This is a genomic window from Pseudomonas sp. 21LCFQ02 (genome assembly GCF_024129895.2).
Taxonomy (GTDB): domain Bacteria; phylum Pseudomonadota; class Gammaproteobacteria; order Pseudomonadales; family Pseudomonadaceae; genus Aquipseudomonas.
The window spans coordinates 4,120,404-4,134,635 of sequence record NZ_CM178749.1; the positions used below are offsets into that span (position 1 = coordinate 4,120,404).

Annotated in this window: 13 protein-coding genes; 12 read left to right on the plus strand and 1 reads right to left on the minus strand. The window is 63.4% G+C overall.

Annotated elements, in window-relative coordinates; all coding sequences use genetic code 11:
- The first annotated feature begins 235 nt into the window (after positions 1–235).
- The 5 genes from acuR (at position 236) to NJC40_RS18890 (ending at position 4,421) form a co-directional block, all read left to right on the plus strand.
- On the plus strand, positions 236–871 hold the full coding sequence (acuR, locus tag NJC40_RS18870; protein WP_045490658.1) for an acrylate utilization transcriptional regulator AcuR: 636 nt from the start codon (positions 236–238) through the stop codon (positions 869–871).
- Between the two features lie 43 nt (positions 872–914).
- Positions 915–1,910, plus strand: coding sequence for an acrylyl-CoA reductase (NADPH) (gene acuI / locus NJC40_RS18875; RefSeq protein ID WP_253139585.1), 996 nt, complete (start codon positions 915–917; stop codon positions 1,908–1,910).
- A gap of 334 nt (positions 1,911–2,244) precedes the next feature.
- Positions 2,245–3,123: a site-specific integrase gene (locus NJC40_RS18880; protein ID WP_084710255.1), complete on the plus strand. Its 879-nt coding sequence runs from the start codon at positions 2,245–2,247 to the stop codon at positions 3,121–3,123.
- A gap of 426 nt (positions 3,124–3,549) precedes the next feature.
- Entirely contained in the window at positions 3,550–3,768 is a 219-nt protein-coding gene (locus tag NJC40_RS18885; RefSeq protein ID WP_253139583.1) for a hypothetical protein, read from the plus strand.
- A 113-nt stretch (positions 3,769–3,881) separates the two neighbouring features.
- Positions 3,882–4,421 carry a P-loop NTPase family protein gene (locus tag NJC40_RS18890; protein WP_253139582.1) on the plus strand — a complete coding sequence of 180 codons (540 nt, stop codon included), beginning with the start codon at positions 3,882–3,884 and terminating at the stop codon, positions 4,419–4,421.
- A 256-nt stretch (positions 4,422–4,677) separates the two neighbouring features.
- Here the strand turns inward: NJC40_RS18890 and NJC40_RS18895 are convergent, their stop codons facing one another.
- Positions 4,678–4,941 (minus strand): DUF2790 domain-containing protein, encoded by a 264-nt coding sequence (locus NJC40_RS18895; protein ID WP_045490686.1) that lies wholly within the window; start codon positions 4,939–4,941, stop codon positions 4,678–4,680.
- Between the two features lie 258 nt (positions 4,942–5,199).
- Between NJC40_RS18895 and NJC40_RS18900 the strand changes: the two genes are divergently transcribed.
- From NJC40_RS18900 to NJC40_RS18930, 7 genes are read left to right on the plus strand one after another with little or no spacing between them, the layout of a single operon-like run.
- On the plus strand, positions 5,200–5,589 hold the full coding sequence (locus NJC40_RS18900) for a cupin domain-containing protein (RefSeq protein ID WP_253117168.1): 390 nt from the start codon (positions 5,200–5,202) through the stop codon (positions 5,587–5,589).
- Positions 5,586–7,085, plus strand: coding sequence for a methionine--tRNA ligase (locus NJC40_RS18905; protein WP_253139580.1), 1,500 nt, complete (start codon positions 5,586–5,588; stop codon positions 7,083–7,085). The genes NJC40_RS18900 and NJC40_RS18905 overlap by 4 nt, the downstream gene beginning before the upstream one ends.
- An 11-nt stretch (positions 7,086–7,096) precedes the next feature.
- A complete protein-coding gene (locus NJC40_RS18910; protein ID WP_492180372.1) occupies positions 7,097–8,194 on the plus strand; it encodes an NAD(P)/FAD-dependent oxidoreductase in 1,098 nt (365 codons plus the stop codon).
- The gene (locus tag NJC40_RS18915) at positions 8,191–9,159 is read left to right on the plus strand and encodes an ABC transporter substrate-binding protein (RefSeq protein ID WP_253139576.1); all 969 of its coding nucleotides are present in this window, start codon (positions 8,191–8,193) and stop codon (positions 9,157–9,159) included. The genes NJC40_RS18910 and NJC40_RS18915 overlap by 4 nt, the downstream gene beginning before the upstream one ends.
- A 30-nt stretch (positions 9,160–9,189) precedes the next feature.
- A complete protein-coding gene (locus NJC40_RS18920) occupies positions 9,190–10,515 on the plus strand; it encodes a SidA/IucD/PvdA family monooxygenase (RefSeq protein WP_253139574.1) in 1,326 nt (441 codons plus the stop codon).
- Positions 10,516–10,520: 5 nt separating this feature from the next.
- Positions 10,521–12,521, plus strand: a complete 2,001-nt coding sequence (gene sbnA, locus NJC40_RS18925; protein WP_253139572.1) for a 2,3-diaminopropionate biosynthesis protein SbnA — start codon at positions 10,521–10,523, stop codon at positions 12,519–12,521.
- A gap of 5 nt (positions 12,522–12,526) precedes the next feature.
- Positions 12,527–14,224 (plus strand): FAD/NAD(P)-binding protein, encoded by a 1,698-nt coding sequence (locus NJC40_RS18930; protein ID WP_253139570.1) that lies wholly within the window; start codon positions 12,527–12,529, stop codon positions 14,222–14,224.
- Positions 14,225–14,232: the final 8 nt, after the last annotated feature.

Consider the following 14,232-nt stretch of genomic DNA (forward strand, 5'->3'; position numbering starts at 1 on the left):
CAGCGGCCACAGCAAGGGACTTGAACGCGACGCGCAACGCAAATGCACTCATCAAACAGCTCCGGCAAAAAGTAGTGTGGGTGTGGCTCGAATCAGTTCAGGGTTTTCGCTATAAGCAGAAATATATAGCGATAACTCATAGGCAGGGAAGTGCTGATTTCAAAGTGACAGCTCAGCAAATGCTCTCGAAACAACCTGATTGACTTTTAAAACGCTCAGTCTAATATCTATTCTCATGAACGAACCCATCATCAAGCCCCGGCGTCCGGGGCGTCCGCCCAAGCTCGATCGCGATAACCTCGAAACCCGCGAGGTCTTGATCCGTCGCGGTCTTGAGGTGCTCACCGAGCAGGGCTTTACCGCCACGGGGCTGGACTTTCTGCTCAAGCAGGTTGCCATTCCCAAGGGCTCTTTCTATAACTACTTCCCCAGCAAGGAAGCGTTTGTCCTCGTGGTGCTTGAACACTACGCCGACTATTTCGCCCACCTGCTCGATCAGCACTTGCTCAACGATGCCTTGTCACCCTTGGAGCGGCTGGTCAGTTTTGTCCAGGCCGCCAAGGCCGGCATGGCGCGTCACGATTACCGGCGAGGCTGCATGGTCGGTAACCTCGGTCAGGAAATCAGCGTGCTGCCCGAGAGCTTCCGGCCGCTGCTGGAGCAGATTCAACTGGATTGGCAGGCTCGCCTTGCGACGTGCCTGCGCAGTGCACAAACGGCCGGTGAGTTGCCGCGCAGTGCCAATTGCGACGAGCTGGCGGCGTTTTTCTGGATCGGCTGGGAAGGTGCGGTACTGCGCGCCCGGCTGGTAAAAGGCGACGCACCCTTGAACACCTTCATTGCCGGGTTCCTGCGCGGCTTGCCGCAGTGACCCTTCGACGTATTTAAAACGTTCGGTCTAATTCGGAGGCGACATGGCAGATGAATCATTCAAAGGCATCCTGATCGACAAGGATGACACCGGCTACCACGTCAGCCTCCGCGAGCTGCATGAGCAGGCGTTGCCTGAGGGGGATGTGACGCTGCAGGTCTCCCATAGCACCCTGAACTATAAAGACGCCCTGGCCCTGACCGGCAGCAGCCCGATCATCAAGCGTTTCCCGATGGTGCCGGGTGTAGACCTTGCCGGTAGCGTGATTGCCAGCGACAGCCCGGACTTCAAGCCGGGCGACAAGGTGCTGCTCAATGGCTGGGGCGTCGGTGAAAGCCATTGGGGCGGTCTGGCTCAGCGTGCGCGGCTCAAGGGTGACTGGCTGATTGCATTGCCTGAGGCCTTTACCTGCGCTCAGGCGATGGCGATCGGTACCGCCGGCTATACCGCGATGCTCAGTGTGATTGCCTTGGAGAAACACGGCGTTAAACCCGCCGATGGTGAAGTGCTGGTCACCGGCGCCAACGGTGGCGTGGGCAGTTTCGCGGTGGCGCTGCTGGCCCGGCTGGGCTATCAGGTGGTGGCCTCCACAGGGCGGCCGCAAGAAAGCGACTACCTCCAGCAACTGGGCGCCGCCGCGATCATCGACCGCAACGAACTCAATCAGCCGGGGCGGCCGCTGCTCAAAGAGCGCTGGGCGGCGGTGGTCGACTCGTTGGGCAGCCATACTCTGGTCAACGCCTGCGCCGCGACGCGTTATCGCGGCATCGTCGCGGCATGTGGTCTGGCCCAAGGCATGGATTTTCCCGGCAGCGTCGCACCGTTCATCTTGCGCGGCGTCACCCTGGCCGGTATCGACAGCGTCAATCGCCCCAAACAAGACCGGATCGAAGCCTGGTCACGGCTGGCCCGCGACCTGGACCCGACGCTGCTGCCGCTGATCAGTCATGAAGTGGGCCTGAGCGAAGTCATCGACCTGGCGCCGCGGCTGATCGCTGGTGAAGTGCGTGGTCGGGTGGTGGTCGATGTGAATCGTTGAAAGTGCTAAACCCTTTTCCAGTGGGCGATCGCCCGCCGCCTCGGCGCCGCGCTGTCGCGCAGCAAACACGGAACCCCGTAGGACCGGCTTCGGCCGGGAAGCCTTCGCGGCTGAAGCCGCTCCTACGGTGTACTCCTTGCAAATCAAAAGGTTGTGGCCTTGTTTGACGAGCGTTGGCTTGCCAACGAATGCAGGCAAAGCAGCTTCCGTGACCTTGCAGGTGAGCGACATCCACCAGAAAACCATTGTGAAATAAAAGAAGACTTCAGCCGTGACCGACCAGCCTGCTACCTCCCTTGCGCTGCCTGACATCAGCAATCCGCTGCGTCTGTACATGGCACGCCTGGCTCCGTCGAGCCGGCAAACCATGCGCTACGTGCTGCAGGACGCTGCTGACCGGCTGGGGCTGACCGACGCCGACATCTTCGAAGTGCCCTGGCACACCTTGCAGCCAGGGCACATCACCGCCCTGGTAGCGACCCTGCGTGACGATGACTACGCGCCCAATACCACCTCGCTATACGTCAATGCCATTCGCGGGGTGATGAACGAGGCCTGGCGCCAGGACTTGATCAGCCATGATCAGTTGCTGAAAATCCGCTCGGTCAAACCCATGGCCGGCAGCCGCCTGAGCCGCGGCAGCAACATCCGCCGTAATCTGATTCGCGAGTTGATGGACGTCTGCGCCGCCGACCCGCGCCCGCAAGGTCGGCGCGATGCGGCAATCATCGCCATTCTGTATGGCTCGGGGATGCGCAAGTCAGAGTCGGTGAACATCGACCTCAACCAGGTGGACTTTGAGCAGCGTTGCCTGCGCGTGCAAGGCAAAGGCAACAAGCAACTGATCAAGTACGCCCCGGCCTGGGCCTTCGAGGCGCTGCAAGGCTGGCTGGCACTGCGCCGCGAGCAACTGCCGGCCGGCCAGGCAGACGACGCCTTTCTGTTCAACCGCATCCGCCGTGGCAGCCACATCACCCGCGAGCGCATCACCAAGCACGCCATTTACTTCATCGCCCGCCAGCGCGGTCGGCAGGTGGGCGTGAACATCATGCCCCACGACTTCCGGCGCTCGTTCATCACCCGGGTCATCGAAGAGTTCGACCTGTCCATCGCCCAGAAACTCGCCCACCACACCCACATCGCGACCACCGCCAGTTACGACATGCGCAGCGATAACGAGCGGCGGCGGGTGGTGGATCATCTGGAGCTGTAGTCTGCTTTTTTGCAGGCAAAAAAAGACCACCGCACTCAAGGTGAGGTGGCCGAACAGATCTAACCAAAGGATGATGAATGGAGCACGCGCCCGCCGCCGGAGCTGGCGACGGGCCGTAAATCATCGGGGCGCACGGTAGCATCCTCACGCGCGAAAGCATCATCGCTATTATCAATAGTGACTATCGTTACGCATTGTTTGGCGCCGCAAGCCGCTGCGGGCGCGACTTTCAGTCCTGTAACGGACCCACAGAAGGCTCTAGGTCGGCTGTTTTCACAAGTCTTGAGCTGGCTTGGCAAACTGCCCGCTAGCAGAACTACTGGCGAAAATGTGTCCGCTATGTCAGGAACTCCAGCGTAATTGTCCCGTGCCGACAGGGCAGTGAAGATAACCGCCCGTCTTCGATCTGACCCAGGCACGCCCGATATGACGTCATCTACCGCTGCTACCAGCAATACCCAAGCTGCCGACCGACTGCCGCTCGGTTCGCTGCTGGCCCTGGCCGGGTTTATCACCATCCTTACCGAAGCCTTGCCTGCCGGGCTGTTGCTTGAGCGGGTGGGCACCGGCAGCTTTGCCCCGGCGATGCTGGGGTTGTTGCTGATTACCCTGGTTGCCGCGTGGCCTCGTCGGGATGGCTATTGAGGTTGAGCGTACAGACGCGACTAGTGCTTGGCTGGCCGCTGGTTGACCGGGTTGGGCGTTGACGTAAAATCGCCGCCCCGGAAAAACGGCGTGTACTGCGAGAGGGAGCTTCGATGCAGCGGGTGATGATTATTGGCCAGCCTGGATCGGGCAAAAGCACGTTGGCGCGTAAGCTCGGCCTGCTCACAGGCTTGCCTGTCGTTCATATAGACACTATCCACTGGCAGCCCGGGTGGGTTGAACGAAGCCCGGACCAGAAGACCCGGCTTTGTCATGAGGTCGAGGCCCGTGAGCGCTGGATATTCGAAGGGGGCCATTCAGCTACTTGGGAAAATCGGATAGCCCGCGCCGATCTATTGATATGGATTGATCGCTCGGCGACGCTTCGATTCTGGCGCGTGCTGCTAAGAACGCTGCTCCAGCGCGGCCGGTCTCGTCCCGACTTGCCGGAGAACTGCCCTGACCTGTTGGCGAAGCTGCCAGAGTTTTTCGGGTTCATGTGGCGTACGAAAAAAACAGCGCGGATGAAGATGCAGCAACTCGTGGCGACTGCACCCTCAACATGTCGCGTCGTTCGGCTGCGCTCCAACCGGGATACCAGGGTTTTTCTGACGAGCATTGGGTATCTATCTGCCCAAGCTCGGCGAGATTGATCAAACGTTGGCTGCTTCGGGCGTAAACGGCTGACCAGGCGGCAACGATCAACGCAGAACCTTAAGCCCCACGCTACGTGGTCATGCCGATCAGTTGAGGCGGTTTAGATACGTTTCACTGTCTTGTTGCCGCCCTGTGGGGGCGAGCTTGCTCGCGAAAGGGCCAGTAAAAACTCTACATCTGCTGTGAATGTGCCGCCGTCTTCACCAGCAACCGGCGCTCGGGTTGCTCGCGCAAAGAAAGACTGCACCTGCCTCAACCATGCGACGAGCAGGTCTCACTCAACCGTTTGTAGTGCAACTCATGCTCCACGCCCTGGCTGTCCATGTAAACCATGCTCGCCACCACCGGCTCACACAGGTCGGACTCGGGTGCCTCAATGCTCACGACTTTTTTGATATCCAGATTCTGGCCATAGCCATATTGCTGAACAACCGGCTGCTCGACAGCAGCAGTCTGGTCATTGGCTGAGGCCATCAGGCTGGCCAGCGACAGGGCGGCAAACAGAACGTATTTCATGACAATCTCCACACTTATCAGGTTGCAAAGTCGCGAATGCGCTTTGCCTATGGCCATCATTTTAAGGAGGCCCCCTGATTCCCGGAAATGGTGGCTGTCGATACACAGAATCAACGAAACCGATGGCGTTCAGTACTGGCGACCGAAGGCTATCAATCAAATTCATTGATGCGTCGCCCCTGAGCTATCCGGCGATCCGATAGCGGCTTTGCGCCAGCAATTTCATGCTTGACCCACTTCAAACAGGCGGGTCAGCGCATGGAAACCTTCGACATTTACCGGAAAACCCGATTTGACGCCCTCGTGCACGAATACGGCCTGGACGGCAGCCGGTTGCTGCCCTGGGCAGGCTATCCGATGCCGTTTGGCGGCGGCTGGTGCGTGGTGCGCCCCGGCACCACTACGCAAACCCACACGCAAATCGATCAGGAGCTGTTCATCGCCATCGAGGGCAGCGCCCGGCTGGTGATCGGTGACCAGCAGATGCCGTTCAGCAAGGGTGACATCGCGGCCATCCCGAAACACACCCACCACTACGTAATCAACGACTCGGCCGAGGACTTTCATTTCTACGTGATCTGGTGGGACCTGAATCACGTAAACAACTTCCTTGCCCAGCACAACGACACCACCGGGTGCCTGGCATGAGCCGCTTCATCGTCACCATCACCCCGCCAACGCCCAATGGCGACCTGCACATCGGCCATATCGCCGGCCCATTTCTGGGCGCCGACGTGTTCACTCGGGTCCAGCGCCAGCGCGGTCATGATTGTGTGCTGCTGTCTTATTCCGACGACTACCAGTCCTACATGCTGCGCAAGGGCCTGGAGCAGGGCGTCGACCCCGTGGAACTGGCGCGGCGCAACAGCGACCGTATCGAGGCGTCGCTGGCGGCAGTGAATATCCAGCCGGATAACTGGATGCGTCCGTATGACAATCGGTTTTTCAGGCAGGCGGTCAGCGAGGTATTTGCCAAGCTGCAACAGGCCGGCGCCATCGAATTTCGTGATAGCCAGGAGGCGTACTGCCCGGACTGCGACAAATGGGGCTATGAAGCCTTCGCCCGCGGCCTGTGCAATTACTGCGGCCATGACTCGGACCCCAGTCAGTGCGAGCAGTGTGCCCAGGCGCCGGATGCCGTACTGATGAGCGGGCTTTACTGCAAGCTGTGCCACAAGGCGCCGCAGTTCAGGAGCACCCACCGGGCGTTTCTCAAACTGGCCGACTTCAAGGCGCCGCTGCGTGACAGCCTGCTGGGCCGACAGTGGCGTGCGCCGCTCAACGCCTGGCTGCGCGACACCCTTGAACACTTGCACGACTGGGGCGTGACCCGGCCCCACGACGCCGGGCTGGACCTGGCCGCCGACGGCTCATGCCGGGTGCACACCTGGTTCATGGGCCTGGCCGGCTACATCGCGGCGTTTCGCGAGTATGCCGAGCGCATTGGCCAGCCGGAGCTGTTCAACCAGTACTGGCGTTCGGGGCAGGGCACGCTGGTGAATTTTCTAGGCTTCGACTGTGTCTTCAGCCATTGCATCGTTTACCCGGTGCAACTGGCGGTGCATGACGAGTTGCGGGTCCGTCAGCACTTCATGCCCAACCAGTTTCTCAAGCTCGACGGGCTCAACCTGTCCACCAGCCGCAACCACGCAATCTGGGTCGGCGATCTGGTGCGCCAGGCCTGTGCCGACAGTGTGCGCTTGTACCTCGCCAGCGTTGCGCCGGAGCAGAGCGAAGGCGACTTTCGCCTGCAGCACTTTCAGCGCTGGCGCCAGGATGTGTTCCTGGACTTTGTCCCGGCGCTGCTGCAAGCCGGTCCCGATCAGCGTGAGCACGGCTGGAACGGCTTTAACGGCGCCGATGCCGGGCTGCTCGAAGCGCTGCGCCTGCAATGGTGCAAGGCCACCGAGCTCAAGCAGTTTTCGATCCGTGGCATGGCTCAGGTGCTACTCGACACCATCGCGATTACCCGTACGCGGCTGGAGGCGGGCCGCCCGGTCAGTCACTTCGCCGCGCTGATTGCGGTGTTCGGCAAGGCGCTGGTCCCGCAAACCGCCGCCGACATCGTCAATGCCTACGCACTGCCCGAAGCACGGCTGAACGCTGTCGTGTTCGGCGGTCCGGCCCCTGACTATTCGATCTGAGCGGCCAGCGCATGAACATGGATTATCAAGCCGCGGTGATCGGTGCCGGCATTGTCGGCGCGAGTATCGCCGCCCGCTTGCTGCACCTGGGCCTGAGCGTGGTGCTGCTGGAGCAGGGCAGCGTCGCCAGCCTCGGTGCCAGCGCCTGTTCCGGCGGGTTGCTGCGTTTGTACGACGCGGACCCACTGTTGATGCAACTGACTGCGCATTCGCTACGGGTCATGGCTGAGGCGCCGTTTGCCGACACCTACACCCGAGCGCTGCGGCGTAGCGGCGTGCTGTATCGCGCCGATATCGCGCATGAGAGTGCACTGGAGGCAGCGATCGAGCGCTACGCCAGCGCGGAGTATCCGCTGCGCAGAGTCCAGGGTTTCGGTCCCTGGTCGGCACGTGCGGATCGCGCTGAGCTCTACGAACCGCATGCCTGCGTCGGCGATGTGCGCGGTGCCACCGCGCGGTTGTGCCAGCGTGTGCGCCGCGACGGGCTGCTGATCGAGCATTGCCGGGTCGAGCTCATCGACTGGCAGGCCGATGGTTCGGCCCACATTCAACTGGGAGAAGCGCGCCTGGATTGCCAGACCGTGGTGCTGGCCAGTGGCGCGTGGACGCATCGGTTGTTACCGGAGCTGGCGCTGCAAAGCCGCGCGATTCCGTTGGCCAGGGTCCAGACCGAGGCCGCCTGGCCGCTGCCGTTGATCGACGCGGTCAGCGGCAGTTATGCCATCCCGCTGGGGCCACATCTCGTGCAGAGCGGTTGCGGGCTGCGTGACCGGGCGCTGTTGCCGGAGCGACTGGCGCGGCCGGATGCCCGGCATATCGAGGATGCCCGGCAACGGGTCAGCCAACTGGCCGGCGGCGGGCGGGTCAGGGTGCTGGATGTGGTGCCGGGCTTTGACAGCTACAGCGCCGATGGCCGGCCACTATTAGGCTTCGTGGATGAGCCGCGCGGTTTGTACGTGGCTTGTGGGCTGTCCGGGGTGGGCTTCAAATTCGCGCCGGGTATTGCCGACCTTGCCGCCCGGCAGATTCAAGGCTACTTGCATGACGGGCAGCGGTCGGTTGACCCGCATTGGGCCGGGCTGGACGCGCGACGGGGTATGCCGTCATGACGCCAACCGCCATGAAAGTCGGGATCAGCGCGGTGTTCGACCCGGCTGTCACTCCCCATGCACGGACCTTTCTGCGCGCGTTGGCAGCAGGCCGCAACCTGATACCGGGGCTGGCCGGCGTGCAGTGGCACTGGCTCGACGACGGGGCCGACCCCCGGCAGGCCGCCATGGTGGCGCAACAGATGGTCGAGTGGGGCGCCGATCTGGTGCTGGGCCATTTTTCGTCCGACGCCGCGCTGGCCGCCGCGCCGCTGTATGCCCGCCACCAGATTGCGCTGCTGACACCGGCGGCTACGCTGCAAGACTTGACCCGATTCCCCACCGTGCTGCGCGGTTGCCCGTCGGATCGGCAACTGGCCGGCGAGCTGTTGGCCTGGGCCATCAGCCGCTTGTGGCAACGCCTGTATGTGCAGGCTGATGACAGCGCACACGGCCAGGCACTGGCGGCGGCGATCCGGCACAGTGCGCTGGCCCATGGTCTGCAACCGGTAACCGACCGCGAGCAAGCCGACGCCGAGGTGTTTGCCGGGCGCCTGAAATCCAGCTGCGCCTACCTGCAGGCTCGACGCCGGGCCGGTTGCAGCCGACCGCTGATGTTTACCGATGACGCCGTTTCACCGTCTTTCGGCACTGGCCAGCCGGTTGGCGACCAACCGCAAGCCACTTGGGTCATCGGCTTTCACCCAGGCCCCGAGGATTGCCCGGCGGCCCGCCAGCACCGGCAGTGGTTCGCCAGCCCGGCGCAGACCTATTACCGCGAGAGCCTGCGCCTGCTGCATGGCATCGGCGCGCTCGCCCAGCGCCACTGGCCGAGTCGCCGTGCCTTGCTCGACGCCTTGTGCAACGAGGCGTTGGCCACCCCGCTGGGGCCGCTGGCTTTCTCGCAGAACGAAATACGCGATGCCACCACCCAGCTCTGGCACCTCGGGCCGCACGGCCTGCAACCGGTCACCCCGACCTTTTAACCCCGCTATTCAATCAAGGACAGATTCCTGATGAGTCTTGCAACCACCACCGTCGATGCGCTGTGCATCGGTTTCGGCCCTGCCGGGATTGCCCTGGCCTGCGCTTTCGAAGATGCCCGCGAACAGGGCCTGCCATTGGGCCGCGTGGACATGCGCTTTGTCGAGGCAGCCGCCGACAGTCAATGGCACCCTGAGCTGTTGCTGGCCGGCACCGACATCAATCACCACGTGTTCCGTGATCTAGTGACGCCGCGCAACCCGCGCAGCCGTTTCTCGTTCGCCATGTACCTCAAGGACAAGGGTCGGTTGTTTGATTTCGGCCTGCTCGGGCGCCCGGCCAGCCGTCATGAGTGGTCCGATTACCTGGGCTGGGTCTCACGCCAGGTCGATGCACGCACCTGCTTCGATACGCGTATTGACGAGGTGCTACCGGTGATTCGTCATGGTCGGTTGTGTGAGCTGCGGGTCGAGACGGCGCACGGCGCGTTCGAAACCCGCAACCTGGTGCTCTCCAGCGGTAGCGCCGCGTACATACCGGAACTGTTCCAGCCCCTGCTGGGGCCGAAGGTGTTTCATACCTCAGGCTTTGTCAGCCATATGCAAGCCTTCGCCAGTGAGCGGCCCAAGCGCTGGCTGGTGCTCGGCTCCGGGCAAAGCGCCAGTGAGTCGGTGCTGGAACTGATCGGCCGCGATCGGCAGGTCGAGATTCACTCGGTGCACCGCACCGCCGGCTTCAAACTCACTCAATTGGGGCAATTCCCCAACCGGGTCTTCGGCCCCGAGCATGTCGATTACTTCCATAGCTTGGACGCTGGCGCCCGCCAGCAGTTTCTCGCCTATAGCCGCGCCACCAACTACGCCGGCATCGACCCGGATGAAAGCCAGAAGCTGTTCTCGCTGATCTACGAAGACACCGTTGCCGGTCGTCAGCAGCTTCACACCCATCACTACCAGCACGTCACTGGCGTGCAGCTGTGTGGTGATGCGTATCAGGTCACCCTGACCGACCGTTTCAGCCAGCAGACCCGGCAACTGGAGGTGGAAGGCATCGTCCTGGCCACCGGCTATCAGCAGTACCGCGTGCCGCCGCTGCTCGCCGGCCTGCAGCCATGGCTGGCCGCCGATGAGCAAGGCGCGCTGGTGGTCGATCGCGATTACCGCATCCACACCCAGGGCGCCTGCGACGTGCAGCTATGGAGCAACGGCTTGTCCGAACGCAGCCATGGCATCAGCGACAGCCAGTCGTTCTCGATGCTGGCCCTGCGCGCCGGGCGGATAGCCAGCGCCTTGCACCAGGCATCGACCCGCCCGGTCACAGCTGCCGGCTGCAAAACTACCCTGGCCTTGAGCGAGTGACCGGTATGTATGACAGCATCGGCGACATCATTCATGACCAGACCTTCCTCAAAGTCAGCGGCCTGGGCGCGGACTTTCATCTGAAGATGGAATCGCTCAACTCGGCCGGTTCGATCAAGCTCAAGACCGCCCGCGGGTTGATCGACGACCTGCAGGCGCGGGGCCTGATCCAGCCCGACTCGATCCTCATCGAGTCGTCATCCGGCAACCTTGGTGTGGCACTGGCCATGCTCTGCGCCGCCCGCGGCCTGCGCTTTACCTGCGTGGTCGACCCCAACACCGCCAGCCATAACCTGCGCCTGATGCGCAGCTATGGCGCCGAGGTCATGCAGGTAGAACTGCCCGATGCCAACGGCGGCTTTCTCGGCACGCGCATCGAGTTGATCCGCCAGTTGCAGGCCAGCGACCCGCGTTACCTGTGGCTTAACCAATACGCCAATGCCGCCAACCCCAAGGCCCATGCCCGGACCACGGCCCGCGCCATCGCTGAACACTTTGCCCAGGTCGATTATCTGTTCGTCGGGGCCGGGACCACCGGCACCCTGATGGGCTGCGTTGAGTATTTTCGTCAGCACAGCCCGCGCACCAGAATCATCGCCGTCGACAGCGTCGGTTCGGTGACCTTCGGCACGCCGGCCAGTCGGCGTTTCATTCCAGGTCTGGGCACCAGCCAGCGCCCGCCGATCTTCGACGCCGAAGGCATTCATGCGCTGGAAATGGTCCCCGAGGCCCACACGGTGGTCATGGCTCGGCTGCTGGCGCGCAGTCGCGGGCTGCTGGTGGGCGGCTCGACGGCCACGGTGATCAGCGCCGTGCATGCCTGGCGCGAGCGTATCGAACCTGGGGCGGTGGTGGTGGCGGTGTCGCCGGACTGGGGCGAGCGTTACCTCGACACCCTGTATGACGACACGTGGGTTGAGCAGCGCTTTGGTCGCGAGGTGCTGGCGATGACCCTGGCGGACCTGGGACGCGAGCCTGCACGCACCACCTGGTTGCCCACCCCACAGGCGGATTTTCATGTGCTCGACGGGCAATGTGTGGCGCAGATTCTGGCGGCTGACCCGCTGGCCTGTATCGATGACGTGCGCCAGGCCTATCTGGATCACGAAGCCGGGCTCAGCATCAACCCGGACAGCTATTTTCTGCGTTTTCCCAGGCAACCGGCCAACCGCATCATTGCCTTGCCGGCCAGCCTGGAGGGTGAGCAGCCGGTCACCGGAATCAAGTGGATTTCCAGTTTCCCGGCCAATATCGACAACGGCCTGCAACGGGCTTCGGCGGTATTGCTGCTCAACCGGCCCGACACCGGCTATGCCTATGCCTGCCTGGAAGCCTCACGGATCAGCGCCATGCGCACCGCGGCCTCGGCGGTGCTGGGCGCCTGGTGGAGCAATGGCCAGCGGCGTACAGCCGACCATCTGGCGCTGGTCGGCGCAGGGTTTATTGCCCGCAGCATTGTCGACCTGTTGCTTGCCGATGGCTGGCGCTTCCAACGCATCACGGTGCATGACCCGCATGCGCCGTCGGCAGCGGCCTTGGTCGGCCATCTGGCCGAACAGCACGGGCTGCAAGCCGAGCAGGTCGAGCTGGCGGCCAGTCTGAGCGCCGACCTGTTGGTGTTTGCCACCACCGCGCCGACGCCTTACGTGCATGAGCCGCTGCTGCGTGCCGGTCAGGTGGTGCTGAATATCTCGCTGCGTGACCTGGGGCCAGCAGTGATCGCCCAGGCCAACAACCTGTTCGATGACGTCGAGCACTGCCTGAAGGCCGGCACCTCGCCGCAACTGGCGGTCGAGCACTATCAGCAGCGCTCGTTCATCAGCGGCAGCCTGGCGCAATTGATGCTCGGCCAGATCAGCCTTGATCCGGCCAAACCGACCATCTTCTCGCCATTTGGCCTCGGCGTGCTGGACCTGGCGGTAGGCCGGCGCGTGTATCGCCGGGCGCTGGAGCAGGGCCGAGCCTTGCCGGTGCCGAACTTTTTCTTTGAATCCAATCGCTGGTGACGACCATGTACACAATCGCCATTGTCGGTATGGGCTCGCGCGGGCTGAGCCTGCTGGAGCAGTTCATTGCCCTGAGCCGCGCCAACCCGCATCTGCCGCTGCAACTGGACCTGTTCGATCCCGGTACTCCGGGCAGTGGCCTGCACCTGAGTGACCAGCCCGATTACCTGATGCTCAACACCATGGCCGGGCAGATCTCTGCGTTCTGCACCGCCCACCCGGCCACCCAACCGCCGGGGCCGAGCTTCCTGCAGTGGTGCCAAGCGCGAGATCTGCGCCTCGACGCCCGCGGCCATGTCGACCCCAGCGGGCAGGGCCGGCCGCTGGCCTTCGCTGACTTCGTGCCGCGTCGTTTGCTGGGGCTGTACTTGCAAGACAGCTACCGCTGGCTGCTGGGGCATTGCCCGGCACAGTTGCAGGTGCGTCACTACCCGCAGCGGGTGAGCCGTGCCCTGCCTGCGGCCGGTGGTTCGGGGTGGCAACTGACCACCCAAGAGGGCACTTGTCATCACTACCACGGATTGTTCATCACCAGCGGCCATGCGCCGGCCACGCCGCTGCCGGCCGAACCCGGCGCACGGGTGGCGATCGAGGGCCTGGGCCTGAGCGCCATGGATTGCATCGCCGAACTGACCCAAGGCCGTGGCGGCCGCTACGTGGCTGATAACGGCCTGGCCGGTTGGCGCTACCTGCCCAGCGGCCGCGAGCCGCAAATCTACCTGTATTCACGCAGTGGCTTGCCGTTTCATGCCCGGCCAAGCGGTTTTGACGCGCCGTGCCAGCCCTGGCCACGGCTGTTCTTCACCGCCGAGGCCATCGAACGGCTGCGCGCAGAGTCTGGTTGCGCGCAGCTGGACTTCGCCCGCGATCTGCTGCCGTTGATCACCGATGAAATGCGCGCGGTGTTCTATCAGGCCAGCGTCAGCCTGGCCGAGCCGCAAGGGTTGCCCGCAGTCCAGCAGGCCTTGCGCGAGACAGCGCAGCGCGATGAGTTGTTTGCGCAACTGGCCCGGCAGTGGGGGGCTTTCGAGCCGCTGCACTGGATGCCGATGCAGCCGTGGACGGGCGACGATTACCCGCAGTGGCTGCGCCGCTGGCTTGAGCAAGACCTGATTCGCAGCCGCCTGGGCCGCCGCGCCAGCCCACTGACCCAGGCTCTGGAAGTCTGGCGTGACTACCGCGACCTGCTGCGCCTGGCGGTTGACCACGACGGCCTGCTGGCGCACTCACGGGTGGATTTTTACCGCCGTTTTGCCGGGCTCTCCAACCGTCTGGTCGGCGGCCCGCAGCAAGAGCGCTACGAAGACCTGCTGGCGTTGCTCGACGCCGGCGTGGTGCACCTGCTGGCCCCAGGTCAGGTGCCTGCGCAACTGGACTGCATCGTTCGGGCACGCAATGCCCACAGCGGCCTGAGCCTCAATGCCAGCGGTTTGCTCGGCGACCTGCAACGTCAGGGCCTGATCCGAGCCGCTCAGGCGTTTCCCGCCGACGGCGTGTTGGTCAACGACCAACACCGCGCCATCCGCGCTGATGGCTGCGCACATTCGCGGCTATGGCTGCTGGGGCCAGTGGTGGAAGGCAGCACCTTTTACAACCACTACGTACCGACCCCCGACCCGCATTGCCTGGCGCCGCTCCAGGCGCGCCGGGCGGTGCAGGACTGCCTGGGCGCATTGGCCTCGCCGTGCGCCGTGGCCTGTTGACCCCGTTT